3 protein-coding genes are annotated in these 21,821 nt (G+C 70.5%); all 3 read left to right on the top strand.

Annotated elements, in window-relative coordinates:
- Nucleotides 1-1,229 precede the first annotated feature (1,229 nt).
- Nucleotides 1,230-1,889 carry an RNA polymerase sigma factor gene (locus G6O54_RS26145; protein ID WP_165229873.1) on the top strand — a complete coding sequence of 220 codons (660 nt, stop codon included), beginning with the start codon at nt 1,230-1,232 and terminating at the stop codon, nt 1,887-1,889.
- Between the two features lie 625 nt (nt 1,890-2,514).
- Nucleotides 2,515-6,669, top strand: a complete 4,155-nt coding sequence (locus G6O54_RS26140; protein ID WP_165229870.1) for a protein kinase domain-containing protein — start codon at nt 2,515-2,517, stop codon at nt 6,667-6,669.
- 1,007 nt (nt 6,670-7,676) lie between these two features.
- The coding region (locus G6O54_RS26135) for a hypothetical protein (protein ID WP_165229868.1) at nt 7,677-21,821 on the top strand (14,145 nt) is incomplete at its 3' end.

Raw genomic sequence — 21,821 nt, 5'->3', positions numbered from 1 at the left:
GGTCCATGCCCCTCGTCGATGTTCGAATGCCTCTCCTCGCGGATCACCCGGCGCGCAGCCCGATCCGCGGGGATCGGGCCGGCGCGGGCTCGCGTCTCCTCGACGTCCTGTCGGCTCTCCGGTGCTCGCGACGCTGACTCGAGCCACCGACGCACGCCGCGGCGGGGCCGCGATCAATCGTCATGGATCGAGGTGCGGAAGCAGACTCGAAAGATCAACCTCGGCTATCAGGTGAAAGACGCCTGGCGCCCGTCAACGCGTGGAAGGCGACATGAGCGCTGAACCCGGCCCGCTTGCTCACTCCCCAGTGCATGAGCCGCCCGGTGTCTTCCCGGAGATGTTAATCAACGGTTTTCGTGCGGACCCACCGGCAAAGCAGATCCGTGAAGCAAATTACTGACACTCAGCCTGCTTATCAAGAGTGCATACTTCCCTTCAACGCCACATTGTCCATCCACTTTTGTCGGGCTTCGCGAAAAACCGTGAACTTACGGACAGAACTCCGGAACCCCAGAGCGGACTCCGCTCCGAACCACTTCCCGCCACGGCGTGGGGAGAATGGCGCCGAAGCCAGCCGCGCGAAGCCCGGGAATCCGCGATGGACGTGACCACCGAAACGGGCGGATCATCCACGCTCGCCGGGGCGAGAGCTCCTGCCCGTCATCTTTCCGATCAAGGGCTTCGGATCGGAACTGGATTCCCCGGCATTCGCGACCTGATGGCCGGACGGGAGGTCGCTCGTCGGGGCGGGGAAGGGGGATGGAAATCGACGTTCCGTTCAGACAAAAAAGCCCGCCCCCCCCCCAGAATGCCGGACACTTTCCCCAAGTCATTCTTCTACTAATTATTTCGGAATCATTGCTTCACGCCGGCCACGCTTTCGTCACGCTTAGAGGACGGAATCCGAGAAAATTAGAAGAAAGCCGTGGTACTGGAAGGCGAAGGATGCATGATACGTCCAGATCGATCGCAAGTGGAGTCCGGGCGGCACATCCCTGCTCGTGACGATCGGCCGGGCCACCGCTCAGGTCCACCGCTTCTGTTGCAAAAAAACCGGCAACAGGCGGTATCGGACGCCTAACAATGCCCGGTCCGAGCCCGGCCAGGGGACTTTTTTTCAACACGCTCATCAGCCGGATTGCCGATGCCGATTCGGATAGCTAGACTCCGGACAGGTACGTTGCCTTGATTCGTGCCGATGATCCGTCATCGCGGGGAAGACTTCGTCGATGTCGACCCAGGATCTCCGTCGCCGTTATGCGGAGGTGGATAGGCCTGTGCGCGTCTCCTCTGAGCCCACCACACGTGTAACTCTGATCGGGCGACTGCAGTGTCAGCCCTATGATCGATCCGCCTGGGATCAGTTCGCCGCCCTCTATAGCCCGATGGTATTCGCTTGGTGCCGCCGCTGGGGAGCCCAGCAGGCCGATGCGGAGGATGTGGCGCAGCTCGTCTTGCTGAAGATCTCGCATGTCATGGCGAACTTCCGCTACGAGCCGGAGAAGAGTTTTCGAGCCTGGCTCAAGACGATCACGCATCACGCCTGGCACGATTTCGAGAAGCACCAGCGGCGGCCCGATCGGGGGCGGGGGGATTCCGTCTGCCTCGAGTTCCTCAAGAATCTCGAAGCCCGGGATGACCTCGTGAATCGGATCGACATCGCTTTTCGAGAGCGCGTCCTCGAGGAGGCGATGGTCCGAGTCCGATCCCGCGTCGCCGCCTCGACCTGGGAGGCGTTTCGCCTGACGGCATTCGAAGGGCTGAAGGGGGCTGAGGCGGGAGAACGGCTGGGCATGCCCGCATCGCTCGTGTTCTTGCACAAACACAAGGTCCGAAAACTCCTGGCCCTCGAGGTCAAGAAACTCGGGGGGGACGACGCCGAGTCCTGATGCGTTCGGGGGATCGGCGAAGGACGATCCCAACAGCGGCTGGAAGCGGAGGACGGTGCCGACATTGAAGTCGGCGACGCCTCGGGTCCGTGTCTGATCCGGTAGCCACGATCGAATCGGGCGATCGCTTCGAAGGCAGGTGATGCCTCGGCCGACGACGATTCGGGTCGCTCTTCATCCAATTCGTGAGTCTGTCCTCAAGAGGCCGCGTCCGTCCCGTGGTTCCCCCACCCGGAGGAGGCCGCACGTATCGAGCCCGCTCGACGGCGCTCCTCGGGGCGTGTGATCCCGGGAGGGCGACGCGCAACTGGCACCCTTCACCATGCGAACTTGCCCATCTCTCGACGATCTCGCGCGCTTCCTGAACGAGGACCCCGATCTGCCCGCCACCCGAGAGCTGGCCCTGCATGTCAACATGTGCCCAACGTGCCAGGGCGTGCTGGAAGATCTCACGAGGGACCTGATCCCCCTCGTCGACGAGGAACCGGCCGGGGCGCCACGCGGGGAGGCCCGGGGAGCCGGGCCGAACGTCGCGGCGGATCCTCCGGCAACGACGCGGCCCGAGGGGGACGCCCCCGCGGCCGGGCCCGCCGCGGCCCGTCGTCCCGGGGCGAGGTGGACGGGGATGTCGTCCGATGAGACGTCCCCGCCCGCCTCTCGGCGAGAGGATCGGCCCCCCTCGGGGGACTGGCCCAGGATCCCGGACTTCGAGATCACGGACGTGCTGGGACGCGGCGCGATGGGCGTCGTCTACCGGGCCCGCCAGGTCAGCCTCAATCGACCGGTGGCGCTGAAGCTGGTCTCGTCGGGGCCGACGGCCTCCGAGTCCGCGCTGGCCCGCTTTCGGGTCGAGGCCGAGGCCGTCGGGCGCCTCCAGCACGCCAATGTCGTGCAGATCTTCGCGGTCGGGGAGTATCAGGGGCTTTCGTACATGGCCCTGGAGCTCGTCGAGGGGGGGACCCTGAGCGAACGGCTCGGCCACAAACCTCAGGGGCCCGCCGCCGCCGCCGCGCTCGTCGAGGTCCTCGCCCGCGCCATCCACGTCGCCCACGAGAACGGGATCGTCCACCGCGACCTGAAGCCTTCCAACATCCTGCTCAAGGCGAGCGAGGGGGCGACCGGGTCGGCGCTCAGGGCGAGCCCCGTTGCGCGGGACTCGCGCGAGTCCCCCCGGGCCGCCGCTCGGCCGGAATCCCCGGCGGGCCCCAGGCCCGCGGGCTCCTCGGGGCTCGCATCGGCGACCTACGGCGTGCCGAAGATCGCCGACTTCGGGCTGGCCCGGCTGCTCGACTCGACGAGCCGATTGACCCGGACCGGCGACGTGATGGGGACGCCGTGCTACATCGCACCCGAGCAGGCGATGCTCATCTCCCACAGGGCGAAGCCGAAGGGCGAGGCCGCCGCGACCGTCGACGTCTACTCGCTGGGGGCGATCCTCTACGAGATGCTGACCGGCCGCCCGCCGTTCGAGGCGGAGAGCACGATGAAGACCCTCCTCCAGGTGCTGCACGAGGAGCCGGTCTCGCCCTCCCGCCTCCAGCCGAGGCTCCCCAGGGACCTCACGTCGATCTGCTTGAAGTGCCTGGAGAAGGGCCCTTCGCGACGCTACCAGAGTGCGGAGGAGCTGGCCGATGATCTGGATCGCTTCCTCCACGGCAAGCCGACCCGGGCCCGGAGGATCGGCGGGATGGGACGGGCCTGGCGATGGTGTCGCCGTAGGCCGTTGATCGTCGCCATGGCCGCCGCGATGGCCGTCCTGTGCGTCGCCGGGGCGGCCGTGCTGAGCGAGCTCAGGAGGCAGGCCGAGGGGGATCGCCGCCTCGCCCGGGGCAACGCCGAGCGGGCCGCGGTGCTGCGGGAGCTCGCGGAGGAGAATCGCTACGTGAGCCTGGTCGCCCAGGCGCAATTGGAGTGGCAGCGGAACAACCCGACGGCCGCCATGACGCTGCTGGAGCGATGCGAGCCCGAGCCGGGGGGGGCGGACCGTCGCGGCTGGGAGTGGCATCACCTGAAGAGCCTCCTCCGCGCCGAGCTGGCGACGCTGGGCCTCGGCGAGGGGGGCGAGTTGCAGGCGTCTCGGGTCCGGATGAGCGGCGACGGGCGGTATCTCGTCGCGGGGGGAGGGCTGCTCTATGCCCGGCCGAAGGCCGAGGGCCGGTTGAACGTGTGGGACCTGGGATCGTGGACGTCGGGGCGGCAGCCGCGGCTCGTCGCGAGCCTGCGCGAAGGCCCCGAATTCGTGACCGCCCTGGCGACGAGCCGCGACGGCGGCCTGGTGGCCTTCGGGCTGAAGGACGGGGCGGTCCGGCTGTGGAGGCCGCGGGGCGAACAGGGGTCGCGGGAGCTCGGGCGTCACGGGGCGATGATCACGGACCTGTCGCTGAGCCCCGACGGCGGCCGGCTGGCGTCCGCCGACCGGGACGGGCGCGTCACGGTCTGGGACACCCGAGACGGCCGCCCCCTGTTCCGCCTCGTGGGCAGGCGGGTGAAGTTCGTCGGCGACGGACGGCGGGTCGTCTCGGGCGGGCCGTCGGAATTGCCCTCGGAATCCGGGATCACCGTCTGGGACGCGACCGACGGCCGGCGGCTCCGGGACCTCCGCATCTCCGCGGCCGGCTTCGACGTCAGCCATGACGGCCGTCACCTGGTCCTATGGGGCGGGGCCGAGGCCCGGATCGTCGACCTGGAATCGGGGCACGTCCTTGCCACGCTGACCGGCCACACCGGGGAGGTCGCGGAGTCCGCGTTCTGCCCCGACGGGATGCACGTCGCGACCGCGTCCGCCGACCGCACGGTCCGCATCTGGGACGCGCGGACGGGCTCCGAGGAGCTGACCTTCCGGGGCCACGGGGACGGGGTGGAATCCGTCGCCTTCCACCCGACGGGGCGGTCGGTGGCCTCGTGCGACCGCCAGGGCGGTCATGTGAAGCTCTGGGACCTGACGCAGCACCCGGAGTACCGGACGGCTCGAGGGCTGCCGCCGGTCCCGCGCTCGACCAGGTCGCTCGTCGTGCCCCGGGTCGTGCTCGCGCTCTCCTTCAGCGACGACAGCCGACGCCTGCTCGAGGTCCGTCACGACGGGATTTCCCGCGAGGAAGACGCCCTCGGCGGCCCCAGGTCCGGCCCGCTCCGGGCCTTCCCGGTGATGGGCAAATGGCTGGTGCCGGCGACGGTCGCGGCGTTCGCCCCCGATGCACGCCGACTCGCGGCCGTGTCCCGGTCGGCCCCGAACGTCGTCCAGGTCTGGGACACCGAATCGGAGAAGGAGCTGGCCCAGCTCCAGGCCGCGCAGCCGATCTATCACGTCGCCTGGAGCGGGGACGGTCGGCGACTCGCGACCTCCGGCCTCGACTGGAAGCAGACCGGCCGCCTCCGGGAGGTCAAGGTCTGGGACGTCGAGCGGGCCTCCGCCCTGGCCGAGTTCCGGCCGGGCTGGCTCGCGAGATCGCGGTTCGCCGGCCTCTACGGGGTGGCCGCGCTGGACGCGACCGGCGGGCGGGTCGCCCTGGACGATTACGGGGAGGATGGGGCCGTCCGCATCACGCTGTGCGACGTCTCCACCGGGCAAGGGCGGCAGTCCATGCCGGCCGGCGAGGATCCGATCCACGCCCTGGCCTTCAGCCCTGACGGCCGCCTGCTCGCCTCGGGCACCCTCGACGGCCGGGTGGTCATCCACGACCTGACGACCGGCCGGCCGTTGCACCAACGTCCGATCGCGGGCCCCGGCGTCGCCATGGGGATGCTCGCCTTCAGCCCGGATGGCCGTCGCCTCGCCGCGGTCGATCGCGAGGAGGTGCAGGTCTGGCACGTCGCCCTGGGGCATCGCCTCCTCTCGCTCCGCGGGGCGTCTCCGCGTCGGGGCGACGACGGCTTCAATCCTCGAGTGGCGTGGAGCCGGGACGGTCGCATGCTCGCGTCATCGAACCACGATAAGCGCGTCACGGCCTGGTTCGGCGGGGAAGGAGAGACGGTCTCGGATCGGCGGGAGGGGGCCGAAGGGCGGGCCTTCGCCTGGCACCTCGGCCACGCCCAGGTCGCGATCTGGGAGCCCGAGTTGCGGCAGGCGGCGGAGTTCCACCTCAGTTCCCTCGCGGCCCTCCCGCCCCCGAGCGAGGAGCTCGCGTTCGAGCGCTCGCTCCTGTACGCCTGCGTGGGGCGCCGGGAGGAGGCGGCGCGGGGAGTGGCCCAGTCCTATGCCCGCCGGCCGGCGGGGACCCCGGGGCGGGCCTACGAGTACGCCCTCGTGCTCCTCCAGGCGGGGGATGTTGGCGAGTGGCGACGCCTCTGTCGCGACCTGATCGACCGCTTCGGGACGACGGACGAGCCGCCGATCGCGAACGACCTGGTCCGCAACGTCGTCCTCGCCCCGGACCCGATCGAGAACGCCTCCCGCCTGCTCCACCTGTCCGACGTGGCGGGTAGGGACACACCGAACCAGCCGGAGAAGGCCCTCCACCGGGGTGCCGTCCTCTACCGGCTCGGGCGGTTCGAAGAAGCGATCCGCTCGCTGGAGGCGGTCGCACCCGCCAGCGACGAATCCCGGCCGGCATGGGCCTTCCTGGCGATGTGCCACGCGCGGCTCGGCCGCAGCGACGAGGGTCGCAGGTGGTATCGACGGGTGGAGGAATGGGCCGCCGAGCTCGGGGGCGCGACGAAGGACCGGGCCATGGCGGTGATCCCCGCATCGGTCGGCTGGCAGAGGTGGGCGCAGGCCGTCGTCCTGCTCCGGGAGGCGGAGACCGTCCTCCGGGGACGAGAGGACGCCCGATCACGGCACTGACGCCGAAGAGGGCACTCCGAAGGAATCCGTCGGGCGAGGCGTGGTGGGCGCGCCCCCCGGGGTGCCACGCCCGCGAGGACGACCTCGTCGACCGGCCGGGGATCGCGGACGCCGCCATGACCATCCAGGGGCCTCGATATCCTCGAGGCGGCCCCGCTGCATTCATGATGTCATCTTCATCATTTCTGTATTTTTGCGGGAGCTGCGGAAATGTTCGCCCCGGTGGGGCAGTACTACCATTGTGAAGACACAGCGCGTCTCGGCCTTGAGGCCTCGGCCCCGAGAGTCCGCCTTCAGAGCCCCCTCGTCGATGGCGAGGTCCGCCGAGGCGCGTCTCATGGAAGGGTCGCCGGGAGGCTCATCCCCCAGTGGTCGGGCGCGCTGGAATCTCCCCGCACCGCCATGTTCACCCTGGGGCGTGTCCCGGCCCCGCGGCGGTGCCCGCGAGAACGTGTCTCCCACGTCGTGGCGGCCGCCCCAGCCGGGCGGGCGCCAGGGAGGAATGCCGGGCCGCATGCCATCGTACGGCGCGGTCCTCAGCTCTTGACACCGACTCGGAGCCACTTTTCCCGAACTCCCCGATAGGCCCGCTGCATGGCGTGGACCGCGACCTCGCCGCGTCTCCGGATCCGGGGCGCCCGGTGAGGGCCGCGTGGACGCTCCGCCGCTTGCGGCGCCGGGTCTCGATGCGCCCGATGCCGGGTCGCGGGGCCAAAGGCCTGCCCGCCCCACGGTCACGCCCCCTTCGAGACCCGCACCGCGGCCCTGTCGGCACGCTCCCGCATCTTCGAATCGACTCCATCTGAACCCGTTGACGTTCCGCCGCCCCCCGTTGCCGGGGGGCGGGCGATCGAGCCGCGCGCGGACCGCCGATCTCGGACCCGTTGCCCGCATCGATCTCGACCAGGCCCCGACGACGCAGCCCAATAGCCCATCTCCGTCCGACCCGAGCCGAGCCGCGACGGTCGTAAGGACGCACGAGACCGGACAGCACCCGGAGAAACATCATGTTTTCGTTCAGCGATTACCTCCGCCGGAGGCGCAACGGTCGCCCGGCTGGGAAGCCGTCGTCCTCGCCTCACACGGGACCGCGGCGGAGGGATCGTAAACGTCCCAGGCCGCTCGTGGAGCTGCTCGAGGACCGGACCCTGCTGTCCATCACCTACTCGAGCTCGAACGGCACGCTCGATTTCGCCAGCGACAACAACAGCGACAACCTCTATCTCAAGCTCGACAACCAGGGCACGGTGTCCTACACCACGGACACGTCGGCCGGCTATACGAGCACCGGATTCAAGGCGGACTCCCACTCGGTCGTCACGGCCGAGATCGCGGGCACGATGTACCTGGCGGGGATGGACTCGGGCGGGGGGACCTATCGGAACGTCGGCAGGCTCCAGCCTCTCGGGGGCCTGGAGGGCCATCTCGCGGTCGAGGTGACGGGGAACCTCGCGACGCTCGGCGGCGACCTCGCGATCGAAGGCAGCCGCGTCACGGTTGACGACGGCACCTCCACCCAGCCGGTCGTCGTCTCGACGTCCTCGGCCGGCGGGGCCGCCGGCTCCCTGACGCTCAAGGCCCCCTCGATCACGGTCGGGAGCCATGTCCAGCTCCTCGCCCAGGGATCGGGCGGCGGCTCGTCCCGGGACGGAGCCATCTCGCTGACGGCGAAGGACACGGTCGATGACTACTTCTTCTTCCTGGCGAACCTGCTGACGAGCGGCTTCAAGGAGACCCTGAACGCCTCGATCACCGTCGGGGCGGGCTCCCAGGTCCGGGGCGGCGACGTCTCCATCACGGCGACGGCCGGCAACGTGTCGTCGATCAAGACGCCGGGGAAGATGTGGGAGGGCCTGCTCTCCGAGGTCGGGCTCGACCTGGCGGCGAGGGTCAGCAACGACCTCCTGTCCCTGCCGGTCTCCGTCGTGATCCGGGACGTGACCAGCACGGTCGACCTGGGGGGCTCGGCGAGCATCGTCAGCAGCGGGGCCGTGACGCTGGCGACCGACGCCACCGCCAACGCCAGCGGCTCCGCGACCTTCTTCCTGCCGATCTCCGGCGGCGGGATCAGCTTCGCCTACTCGGACGCCGAGGCCACGGCCAAGACGAGCGTCGAGTCCGACGCGACGATCTCGGCGGATTCGTCGATCCAGGTCGGCTCCTCGACCACCACGACCGCCTACGCGACCGCAGCCGTCGCCAAGAACCTCACGAACTCCACCGCCTCGCGGAACGCCGTCGGGCTGGCCGCCTCCTATGCCCGCCTCCGCGCCGTCTCCCATGCCACCGTCGAGAAGGGCGCCGTCCTGGCCTCCAATCACGGCCACGTCCAGGTCAACGCCGTCGCCGAGGAGACGACCACCGGGGTGGCGGAGAGCCGCGTCAACCTCGACGGCCTCGTCTCGCTCAGCGGCTCCTATACCGACTCCGACGCGGACGTGAAGGCCTACGTCGACGGGACCATCCACGCCGCCGCGGACCCGAGCCCCGGCCAGTCCCTGAACCCCTTCTCCAGCTCGGTGGACCTCCCCAGCAGCCGGTTCGTGTTCGCCAACGATCCCGGCTACACCCTCGGCGAGCCCCTGACCTACAGCACCGGCGGCGGCGGGCCCATCCCGGGGCTCGTCGACGGGACGACCTACTACGCCATCCCCAGCCATTCCGACGGGTCGTACTTCATCCGGCTGGCGCGGACGCTCGCCGACGCCAGCCTCGGAAGCTACGTGTCCTTCGACCCCTATCCGACGCTCCAGAAGACCGACGGTACGCTGTCGATCCCGATCACGACCCTCAACTCGGCCGGTCCCGACGGGGACTCGGCCCGCTGGACGATCGCCTATGACTTCGACCCCGGCCTCAAGGAGGGAGACGCCGTCACCATCACCCCGAAGGCGGGCAACGCGATCGGGTACGACGACGCCGACGGCAACTACCTCGGCCTCCTGCCCGCCGGGACGTACTACGTCCACCTGATCAGTACGGTCGTCAACGCGTCGAGCCGCTTCCTCTTCCAGTTGCTGACCAATCCGAGCGACACGACGTCCGTCGTCCGCCTGGACGACAGCCCCGCCCTCAGGACCGGCTCCGGGAAGGTCGTCCGGATCCGATCGTTCGACACCGACGCCGGCACGATCACCCTCAACCCGGCCGACCTGGCCGGCCTCACGCTGGACAACGGCGACACGCTCACCTATTCGGCCGGCCTGTCCGCCCGCGTGGCCGGCCTGACCGACGGGACGACGTACTACGCGATCTCCAACCCGGCCGACTTTTCGAACATCGACCCCGCCAACCCGCCCAGGATCCAGCTCGCCCTCAGCCTCAACGACGCCCAGGCCGCGGCCCCGGAACTCGCCGGGAGCTACCCCTCGTTCACCTGGACCGACGGCGGCGGCACTTCGCATTCCGCCGCCTTCACCCAGGTCGATCCCACGCTGCGCGAGTCGATCTCGGGGACCACGATCACGCATTCCTTCTCGATCGTCAGCAGCGACCCGGCCACCCAGATCCTGGTCGTCTCGAACCAGGGCGGCGCCGCGGGCACGGCCTTCACCGAGGGCGAGGAGGTGCAGTACTACGGCGCCGTCGGGGACAGCACCACGCTCCAGGACGGCCAGGCTTACAAGGTCCACATCATCGACCAGTCCGATCCCGGGCATATCGAGATCCAACTGATCGATCCGACGTCGGGGCTGGCGGTCCCGGACGCCTCCACGGACGGCGTCGATCCGCTCAGCAATGCCGTGGCCTTCGGCAGCAATCCGTCGATCGCCAACGGGCAGCGGGTCACCTACCACGCCGGCCTCGGGGGCAACGCGGTGGTCGGCCTGGCGGACGGCCAGGAGTATCTCGCCGTGGTCGACTCCGCCCACCCGCAGATCGTCCACTTCACCGACCTCGCGGGGAGTCCCGTCTCGCTGGGGACCGACGAGACCCTCGAGGGGAACGGCCAGGTCTACACGATCGTCGCGAGCGACCCCTATCGCGGCGTGCTCACGCTCTCCGCGCCGGCGGGTAGCGGGGCGGGCCCGATCGCCGAGGGCACCCCGTTCGTGTTCTCGGGGACGATCGCGGGCGTGACCAGGGGGCTCGTGAGCGGACGGGCCTACTACGCCCACGTCGTGGACCAGGGCGACTCCGACGCGATCCTGATCCAGTTGAAGGACGCCCCCGGCGACGGCGGGCAGACGCTCGACCTCCGGGGCCCGGTCGACCTGGTCAGCCTCGATCAGACCTACATGTCCGGATCGTCGCACTCCCTGACGCCGATCGCCACCAAGGCGATCAGCATCACGGCGCAGATCATGGGCTCGGACGCCAGCACGGGCAAGACGGCCCTCGGGACGAGCGACTCGCTGGCGCTGCAGGCGCTGCGGGGGCTCCAGCACCCGGGCCAGTTCGCCTCGTACCTGATCGCCCGCGGGGTCGGCTCCCAGATGGGCGGGAACGGGAACTCCGGGCAGCAGACCCAGGTCCAGAGCCGGGCCAAGCTCGCCAATTTCGAGCTCAGCGGCTCGTTCGCCTCGAGCACCATCACCAATACGGCCATCGCCGAGGTGGGGCCCGACGCCGTGCTCGTCTCGGGAGCCGGCATCGACGTCGACGCCACCGTCGTCGAGCATTCGCGGGTCTTCGACAAGGCCGGCGTGACGCAGCTCAAGCAGAGCAGCAACAGCCTCGCCGTGGCCATGGCCGTCGCCGTGGATCTCGTCACGAACCGGGCCAAGGCGTACGTGGACGGCGGCGCCCGGGTCGACGCGGCCGGCCAGATCAACGTGGAATCGCACGTCGAGCTGACGAAGATCGCCAATCCGCTCGCCCTGGCGGAGGAGCCGCAGAATTTCGTGGACCAGGTCCTGGCCGATCCCGAAGGGGCCATCACGGCGCTGCTCCTCGACAACACGTCCTCGGTCTCCCAGGAATTCCTGACCAAGGACATCAAGATCGGGCTGACCGGGTCGGTCACCTACACCCAGGTGACGAACGACTCCGAGGCCAAGATCCGGGCCGGGGCCCTCATCAATCAGGGCGTGCCGACCCAGGGCCCGGGACAGGGCGTCGCCGTGAAGGCGACGACGGATTTCGAACGGGTCAGCGACGCGGGCGACGCCAAGTTCCAGCCGGTGGGGTTCGCCGAGTGGGTCATCGAGCGGGCCCGATATGCGGGGACGGCGAACTTCACCACCTACGCCCCGGCGAACAACTTCGGGGCCGCGGCCAACATCGAGGTGCTGAACAACAACACCGAGGCGATCATCGAGGGCGGGGCCAAGGTCAACTTCGGGGACGGCGGGCTCGTCGTCGACGCCGACCTGACGGGCTTCAATCTCATGCTCGGCGCGACCGGCAGCATCGCCAAGCAGGGGCAGGCGTCGCTCGGCATCGACGGGATGTTCACCTACCTCAACGACGTCAACACGACGCGCGCGGCGATCCAGAGCGGCGCCGTGATCCGGAGCGACCCGGCGACGACGGGCGATGTCCGCGTCGTCGCCGCGGATTCCTCCGACCTGATCACCCTGGCGGGGGCGTTCGAGTCCGCCAGCCGGACCGGGATGGGATTCAGCGGCGCCGTGAACGACGTCACCCGGACGACCGAGGCGATCCTGGGCGACGACGCCGGCACGACCTCGCCGGGCTCGTCCACGTATAACGTGGGCGGTGACATCGAGGTCGAGGCCACCAACCGCGGCAACATCTTCGCCTTCAGCCTGGCCGCGACGGTCGCCGTCCCCGCGAAGCCGGCGGGCGGCGGGGCCGAAGCGTCGGTGGTCCAGCTCGGCAACGAGAGCGGCGACTCGGGCGCCGCGTCGAACGCAGCCTCGCAGGCCGCGTCGTCGCGCTATGGCTTCGGGGTCTCCGGGGACACGGCGCTGAGCCTGGTGACCGACGACACGAAGGCGTACATCAACGACGCCGGGGGCATCACCGCGGCGTCCTTGACCGTGAAGGCCGAGGAATCGACCGTGCTGGTCAACGCGACCGGGGCGTTCGCCGTGGCGGCCCAGCAATCCACCTCGGGCAATTACGGCCTGGCGGGCTCGTACTCCGAGATCGACCTCCACGGCGGGACGGCCGCCTTCATCCGGCACGCGACCGTCGTGACCTCCGGCGACGTCGACGTCTCGGCCCGGCGCGACAATTACGCCGGCGCCCTCTCGGCCGGGGGCGCGGGGGCCGCCGTCGACCAGAACAACCCGAGCGGCTCCGCGTCGGCGATCGCGGGCTCGGTCTCCTACAACGTGTTCGGCGGCGACACCAGGGCCTACCTCAGCGACGTCCGCGGCGCCGTGGGCGGCGCGGTTGGCGTCACCGCGGAGGACGAGTCCGTCTTCATCAGCATCGACGGGGCCTACGGTCGGGGCAACAACACGGGCATCGGCGCCGCGGTCGGCTTCAATTCGATCACGCACACCGTCGCGGCCTACCTCGAGAAGACCTCCCTTTCGATCGGCTCCAACCTGGACGTCGAGGCGAAGGCCACCACGACGCTCGTCGGGGTCGGGATCTCGGGGGGGAGCAGCACGGCCACGTCCGACCCGTCCAAGGGGGGCTTCGCGGGCGCCGGGAACGCGGTCGTCAACCAGATCGAGATGACGCTGGACGCCCACATCTCGCAAGGGTCCTCGATCGCGGCGGTGGGCGGCGTCACGGTCCACGCCGAGGACACGTCCACGTCGGCCGTCGTCTCGGGCGCCCTGGCGCTCGCCAGCGGTACCTCCTCGAAGGGCCTCGGGGCGGCGGTCGCCTACAACCTGATCGCCAATTCGCTCTCCGCCTACGTGGATTCCTCGACGGTGGGCGCCGGCGGCGGCGACCTGGACGTCTCCGCCAAGTCGACCCCCACGATGATCACGCTGGCGGCGGGCGGCGCGGGCGCCGATTCGTTCGCGATGGGCGGATCGGTCGCCGTCAACGCGATCACGAACGGGGTCGATGCCCACATCGCGAGCTCGTCGGCCTCGTCGTCCGGCGACATGAGCGTGACGGCGACGGAATCGGCGACGACGGTGGCCGTCGCGGGGGGCGTCGGGGTCGCCGCGCCCGGCGGCGGCTCGACGGGGAGCGCCGTCGGCGCCGCGGTCGCCTACAACTACGTCGGGCAGTCGTTCGACCCGGCCAACCCCGCCACGGTCAGCACCTCGACGCCCAACGGCAGCACGACGACGGCCTACATCGAGTCGTCCACCATGGTCTCCGGCGGGCGACTCCAGGTCTCCGCGGGGTACGTGCCGGCGTCTCCGCTCGGTACGACGTCGATCAGCTTCGACGACAAGAGCGACGGCCCCACGAGCATCAGCGTCCCGGTCTCGGTCGACACGATGCTCGTCTCCGTCGCCCTGGGCGGGGCCAACGCCAACAACTTCAGCCTGGGCGGCTCGCTGTCGTTGAGCTTCGTCCGCGAGACGATCCACGCCTACGTGTCGGGCAACAGCCGGGTGACCGCGAGCGGGGACGTCGAGGTCACCGCGCTGGACTCCTCGACGATCGGCTCGTTCGCCGGCGCGGTGGCCGTGTCCAAGCAGACGGCCTCCGTGGGCGCGGCGGCCGCGACCGGCGACATCGCCAACGACATCATGGCCTACATCGAGGGCTCGGTCGTCACGTCGACCGCCGGCGGCGTCTCGGTCGTGAGCCAGGAGACGGCGAAGGAGTACGACTACGCCGCCGGGGGCGACAAGGCGAACAATTTCGCCCTGGGCGGGTCGATCGTGGTGGACACGATCGACAACGGCGTCGACGCGCACATCGGCGACGGATCGACGGTGACCGGCAATGTCGATGTCGTGGTGTCGAGCGAGGATACGTCCGAGGTTTCGGCGGGCGCCGGCCAGGTGGAGTTCGCCGTCGCGTCGGGCAGCGTGGCGATCGGGGCCGCCGTGATCACGAGCACCCTCGCGAACACGGTCCGCGCCTACATCGAGGATTCGAGGGCGAAGGCCATCACGGGCGAGGTGGACGTGCTGGCCGAATCGGACCTGACGATCACGTCGGGCGCGGCCGGCGGCACCGGCGCGAGCGACTTCGCCCTCGGCGGGGCCGTGGTCTACAACAAGGTCACCAGCAGCACGCGAGCCGACGTGGCCCAGGGCTCAACCGTCTCGGATGCGACGGGCCTCAGCATCTCGGCGACCGACTCCTCGACGATCCAGACCGGGGCCGGCCAGGTGACCCTCGTCACCCACGGCTCGTCGGTCGGGGCGGCCATCGCGTTCAACGACATCACGAGCACGGTGTCGGCCTACGTCGACGCATCGACGGTCGACTCGAGCGGCCCCGTCCGGATCACCGCCGACTCGAGCGAGTCGATCCTGGCGATCGCCCTGGGCGTGAGCGGTTCGGTGCCCAGCGAATACCTGTGGCAGGTCGATGATGTGGGGTCCGGGGCGGGCAACACCATCTCGGCCACGACCGAGGCCCTGATCAAGGGCAGCACGGTCCGTACCGCGAACGGCGGCTCGGTGGCCCTCACCGCCGTGGACGACGCCGACATCGTCGCCGCCGCCGGCGTCCTGGACCTCGTCTACTCCAGCGAGAACTCGACACATCCGGTGTTCGCCGACGGTGCATCGGGTGCGAGCAATATGATCGGGAGCAGGGACAAGCGTGACGTCGTGCGAGCCGCGATCGAGGCCTCGCTCGTGGATGCCGACGGCGGCGTCTCCCTCAGCGCGACGGCCAAGCCGAGCATCGGTAGCCACACCTACGCGGGGACCGGCAGCTACAACAGCTCGGGGCGCATCGGCCTCTTCGGTGCCGGCGCGGGGTCGGAGAACGTGATTTACCAGGACGTGCTGGCCCTGATCGAGGGGGGCAGCGTGGTGACGAGCCACCAGGGCGACGTCAGCCTGTCCGCCATCGACAACGCGGACATCACCGCCGACGCCGGCGGCGTGACGATCGGGATCGGGGCGGACACCAGCAACACGACGGTCACCGCCGGGGCGGCCCTCGCGCTCAACCAGATCACCAGCTCGGTCGTCGCCAACATCGACCAGTCGACGGTGACCGCGTCGGGGGATGTCAGCCTGACGGCGTCGACCGCCGACAAGGATGATCCCTCGAAGGCCGGGCTGACCATCCTGGCCACCGCGCTCGGCATCGCCGGCTCCCTGTCCACCTCCCAGGGATTCTCCGACGACAATCGCACGATCAACTTCGCGGCGGCCGGCTCCGGGGCCGGGAACTGGATCTATAGCAACGTCGAGGCCACGATCACCGGCCCGCGGGCCGACCAGGGAGCCACGACGTCCTACCCCACCGTCGTCACCGGCTCGGACGTCACCCTCTCGGCCACCGACGACGCGTCGATCACGGCAGTCGCCGGGTCGGCCGTGCTCTCCGCGGCCTTCGGCGGGCAGTACGGGAGCACGCAGCACAACTATGCCGTCGGGGTGTCGGCCGCGACCAATAGCCTGGGCACATCCGACGACCGCAACACCGTCACCGCCGCCGTCGAGGACGCCACCGTCGTCGCCCGCGGATCGCTCTCCATCGAGGCGACCTCGGAATCCAGCATCCTCGCGGTGACCGTCGCCGGGGCCATCGATGCCGGCTTCAGCGGCCGGTCCGGCGGTAAGTTCTCTCCGGGGATCGCGGGCGCCGGCTCGGGCTCCGCGAATACCATCTACGAGACGACCCGGGCGTTGATCGACCTGGGCAGCTCGGTCAGCACGGGCGACGGCGAAGCGGTCCGCGTCGCGGCGCTGAACAACGCGAACATCGTGGCCGATGCGGTAGGGGTCGCATTGACCCTGGTCGGCTACAAGAGCACCACGGGCCTCTCCATCCAGATCGGGGCGGCCGTGGCCCTGAACACGATCGACACCATCACGGACGCGAGCATCGACTCCTCGGCCGTCCATTCCGGCGGGGCCGTCGACGTGAGCGCCTCGACGGCGGACTCGAGCGACGCGAGCAAGCCCGGCGAGAGGATCATCGCCGTCGCCATCAGCGTCGGGGCGGGCCTGCAGGAGGGGACGGTCTTCTCGCTCTCGGGCTCCGGCGTCGGGTCGGTCGGACTGAACACGCTGACGAGCCGGGTGGCGGCGACAATCACCGGCTGCGAGGGGACCGACGCAAGCGGCCATCCCCTCTCCGTCTCGGCGGGCGCCGGAGGGGTCACGGTCACCGCCATCGACCAGTCCTACATCCGGGCGATCACGGGCAGCCTGGCCGTCAGCATCACGACGGCCGGCAATGTTCCCCGCGGCATGTTCGTGTCGGCCGAGCACGGGTACGCCAACACCGGGTTCGCCATCGCCTCCTCGTTCGGCTTCGCGGTCGCGGACAACGACCTCACGAACACGACCAGGGCGTCGATCGACGCCTCGAACATCTCCTCGACCGGGCCCGTCGGCCTCGCCGCCAGTTCGAACGGGGATATCCTGTCCGTGACCGTCGCCGGCTCCGGAGCGAGTTCGGGAGGGAAAGGCGAGAACGGGTTCGCGTTCTCGGGGGCCGGGGCCGGCTCGGAGAATTCCGTCACCGGCACGACCTCCGCCCTGATTGACGAGTCCAGCACGGTCGTCGCCGGCGGCGACGTGACGCTGACGGCCAAGGACACGTCGACCATCCTCGCCGACGCCAATGGCCTCACGCTCGCGAGGGCCACGGGCGCCGCGAACACCGACAACTCCATCTCCCTGGGGGCGGCCGCCTCGGTGAACGACGTCACCTCCAGGGTCGCGGCCGACGTCGAGGGGTCGACGGTGACCGCCACCGGCGCCGTCTCCCTCTCGGCCGAGTCCAAGACCACGATCACGGCCGTGGCCGCCGGCCTGGGCGGCTCCCTGACCGGCGGCCAGACCGGGCTGCTCTCCCTGACGGGCGTCGGCTCGGGCTCGAGCAACACGATCACCGCGACGACCGAGGCCCTGATCCGGGACGGCGAAGATGCCTCGGGGACGAATCACACGAGCACGGTCACCTCCGGCCACGCCGCGAGCGGGACTCCCCGGCCGAACGCGGCGGTCACGCTCTCGGCGAAGGACGACTCGACGATCACGGCCGGTTCCGGTGCCCTGGCCGTGGGCGTGAACGTGTCCTCATCCCCGGGCGTGGCCGCGGCCATGGGGATCTCGCTGGCCGTCAACACGATCGGCACGTCGTCGTCGCCGGATTCCGTCATCGCCGCGATCCGCGACGGGTCGGTGGTGGACGCCGGCGGCCCGGTCACCATCGCCGCCAGCTCGGAGCAGACGATCACGGCGGTCACCATCGCCGGCGTCGGCAGCGGCTCGAGCCAGGGCGCACCGGGCCTCGACGGCGCGGGGGCCGGCTCCGGCAACCAGATCGCCCAGTCGACCCAGGCCGTGGTGGACGGCCACAGCCGCGTCTCCACCCAGAACGGCGGGGCGGTCAGCCTCTCCGCCACCGACAAGGCCACCATCAAGGCCGACGCCGGCGGCCTCTCGATCTCCATCAGCGGCGGCGCCAACGGCGGCTCCGCCGTCGCCGTCGGCGCCGCCGCCGCGGTCAACACCATCACCACCGACGTCGCCGCCGACATCAAGGGCTCCACGGTCGCCGCCGCCGGCGCCGTGTCCCTCACCGCCACCTCCACCGACGAGATCGACGCCTACGCCGCCGGCATCGCCGGCTCCCTCAGCGGCGGCAGCGCCATGAGCTTCTCGCTCGCCGGCGTGGGCTCCGCCTCCAGCAACTCGATCTCCTCCTCCACCGAGGCCCTCATCGGCGACGGCCCGGACGTCGACGGCGTCCGCCACGCCAGCTCCGTCACCTCCGGCGTGCCCGCCAGCGGCTCCGCGCTCGACGACCAGGGCGTCACCCTCACGGCGACCGACAAGGCCACCATCTCCGCCGGCTCCGGCGCCCTGGCCGTCGGGGCCAATTACGGGGGCAACCCGAGCACGAGGGCCGCGGTGGGCCTCTCGATCGCCGTCAACCAGATGGGCACGTCCGGATCGCCCAATCGGGCGGTCGCCGCGATCGAGGGGGGCTCGGCCGTCAACTCGGGCGGGGCCGTGAGCATCTCCGCCAGCTCCGACCCGGACATCACGGCGATCACGATCGCCGGCACCGGCAGCGGCGCGACCCAGGGGGGGGTGGGCCTCAACGGGGCGGGTGCCGGCTCCGGCAACGAGGTCCACTACCAGACGAAGGCGCTCATCGCCGACGCGAGCCTGGTCAGCTCGGGCAACAGCCGGGGCGTCTCCCTGTCGGCCGACAGCACGGCGGACATCGAGGCCGTCGGCAATGCGCTCTCGCTGGCCGGTACCGGCGGCGCCGCCAACGGCGGGGCCACCGTGTCGAACGGGGCCGCGGCGGCCCTCAACACCATCGACTCGACCGTCCTGGCGAACATCGACGGCTCGTCGGTCGCGAGCGACGGCGCCGTCTCGCTCTCGGCCTCGTCCTCGGAGACGATCACGGCCGTGACGGTGGGGATCGGCGGCGTGCTCAAGGGGTCGAGCGGCGGCTTCTCCTGGGCCGGCGCCGGCTCGGGGTCCGGCAACTCGATCGCGCAGGCCACCGAGGCCACCATCACCGACTGCTCGGGCACGTCCTCCGGCGGCCTGGCCCTGGAGGTCTCGAGCGGGCACCAGGGCGCGATCTCGCTGACCGCCTCGGATACGTCGAAGATCACGGCGGGCGCCGGGGTCCTCTCGCTGGCCTTCCCGACCGGCGCATCGAGCAATACGATCGTGGTCGGGGCGTCCGTCGCCGTGAACAACATCGGCACGGCGGATGACCGCGACCGGGTGGTGGCCGAGATCGACAACTCGAAGGTGACCTCCGACGGGGCGCTCGACCTGGAGGCGACCTCGAAGGCGACGATCAAGAGCTACACGTACACGGGCAGCGGCTCGGTCGGCAGCGGCCAGACGGGCGAGACCGTGGGGATCGCCGGCGCCGGGGCCGGCTCCGGGAACTTCATCTACGGCGACACGCTGGCGCTGATTCGGGGCAACAGTCAGGTCGTCACGGGCCACGGAGGTGGGGTGACCCTCTCGGCCTACGACAACGCGGCGATCACCGCCGACGCCGGCGCGGTGACCCTGGGCATCGCGGGCGTCTCGGACCCGGAGGGCGCCAGCATCACGGCCGGGGCCGCCGCCGCCGTGAATCAGATCACCGGCACGGTCGAGGCCAACATCGACCGGTCCGCGGTGACCTCCGCGGGGGCGGTCAGCCTGACCGCCAGCACGGCCGACCGGAGCGACTCGAGCAAGGCCGGCCAGACGATCTACGCCGTGGCCTTCGGCGTCGCGGGGTCGCTGACCTCCGCCGCGTCCTCCACCTCCCCCGCGCAGTTCACCGGGGCGGGCTCGGGCAGCTCCAACGCCATCTTCACGACGGTCGAGGCGACCATCACCGGGTCCCAGGCCGACTCGGCCGCCACCTCCCACGCCATCGCCTCGGTCGTCGCCGGTGGCGGGGTGACGCTGACCGCCCTCGACCACGCGTCGATCACGGCCGGCGCCGGCTCGCTGGTGCTCGCCTCGGGGGGAGGCTCCAACTCCACCCCGCCCGCCGTCGGGATCTCGGTGGCGATCAATCAGATCGGCTCCGAGACGAACCACGGCGCCACGGTCGCGGCGATCCGGGACGCGGCGGTCTATTCCGCCGGCGGCGTCGCGCTCAAGGCGACCTCGCTCTCGACGATCGACGCCGTCACCGTGGCCGGCGCCTTCGCCCGGTCCTCGACGGGGAATTCCGGCGGCTCCAACTCCGGCATCTCCGGGATCGCCGGCGCCGGCGCGGGGTCGGAGAACGACATCTACCGCGACACGCGGGCGGTGATCGACCTGGATAGCTCGGTGCAGACCGGGACGGATCAGGCCCTGTCCCTGTCGGCGGTCGACAACTCCTCGATCACGGCCGATGCCGGCGGGTTCTCGCTGGCGATCCTGGGCTTCAGCTCGTCGGCCGGCTCGAGCACGCCGATCGGCGCGGCGGCCGCCGTCAACGTGATCAAGAACTCGGTCGTCGCCAACATTGACAGCTCCTCCGTGACCTCGGGCGGCGCCCTCAGCCTGACGGCCACCACGGCCGACAAGGACGATTCCAGCCAGGCCGGCGAGACGATCGTCGCCTACTCCTTCAGCGCCGCGCTGGGCGTGACCACCTCCGACATGAAGGGGACGAAGATCCTCGCCGGGGCCGGATCGGGCTCCGGCAACACGGTGGATACGACCGTCTCGGCGACGATCACCAACAGCGGCGGCGCGGACCCCGTCGTCGCGCAGACGAACCAGGTCACCGCGGGCGGCGCGGGGATGAGCCTGCACGCGACCGACCGCGCCTCGATCCTCGCGGTCTCGGGCTCGCTGAGCCTCAGCAGCGGCAACAGCGTCAACAAGGCCAGCTCCAGCACCTCGTCGTTCGGCGTGGCCGTGGCCGTCAACGAGGTGACCAACACCGTCTCCGCGTCCATCGACGCCTCGTGGGCCGTCTCCGGCGGCGGGATCGAGCTGAAGGCCATCTCCTCCGGCACGATCGCGACGTACACGATCGCCGGCGCGGGCTCCGACTCGTCCGGCAAGGGCTCGGTCGGCACGTCGATCGCGGGGGCCGGGGCGGGGTCGGAGAACGACATCACCAGCACCGTCTCGGCGGCGATCGACGGCGGCAGCGACGTCGAGGCCACGGGCGGCGACCTCAAGCTCTCCGCCGAGTCGACGGCGTCGATCACGGCGGATGCCAACGGCCTGTCGCTGGCGGCGGCCACGGGCGGCACGAACAACAACGCGGTCACCGTCGGGGCCGCCGCGGCCCAGAACAGCATCACCAGCACCGTCGAGGCGCAGATCGGCGACGCGACGGCCGTCGCCGGCGGCAAGGTCTCGCTCGCCGCGACCTCCGACGAGGAGATCGACGCCTACGCGGCCGGCCTCGCCGGCTCGCTCACCGGCGGGATGACGGGCAAGTACTCCCTCGCGGGCGTCGGCTCGGGGTCGGGCAACACGATCACCTCGCACACGGCGGCCCTGATCGAGGGCGGCTCGTCCGTGACCGCCGGCCGGCCCGCGACCGGCGGCGCCCTGACGAGCGGCAAGGGCGTCTCGCTGACCGCGAAGGACACCTCGACGATCACGGCGGGCTCGGGCGCCATCGCGTTCGGCGTCAACACCTCCAGCAATCCGGGCGTGGCCGCGGCGGTGGGGATCTCGCTGGCCGTCAACACC

The sequence above is a fragment of the Aquisphaera insulae genome, from assembly GCF_011064615.1.
Taxonomy (GTDB): Bacteria; Planctomycetota; Planctomycetia; order Isosphaerales; family Isosphaeraceae; genus Aquisphaera; species Aquisphaera insulae.
The sequence above is the reverse complement of the archived record's forward strand: the minus strand, read 5'-3'. Positions and strand labels throughout refer to the sequence as shown.

Bases quoted from the DNA above. Each gene is read 5' to 3' on its own strand.
- G6O54_RS26145 (WP_165229873.1), top strand. From the start codon at position 1,230: ATGTCGACCCAGGATCTCCGTCGCCGTTATGCGGAGGTGGATAGGCCT.
- G6O54_RS26140 (WP_165229870.1), top strand. From the start codon at position 2,515: ATGTCGTCCGATGAGACGTCCCCGCCCGCCTCTCGGCGAGAGGATCGG.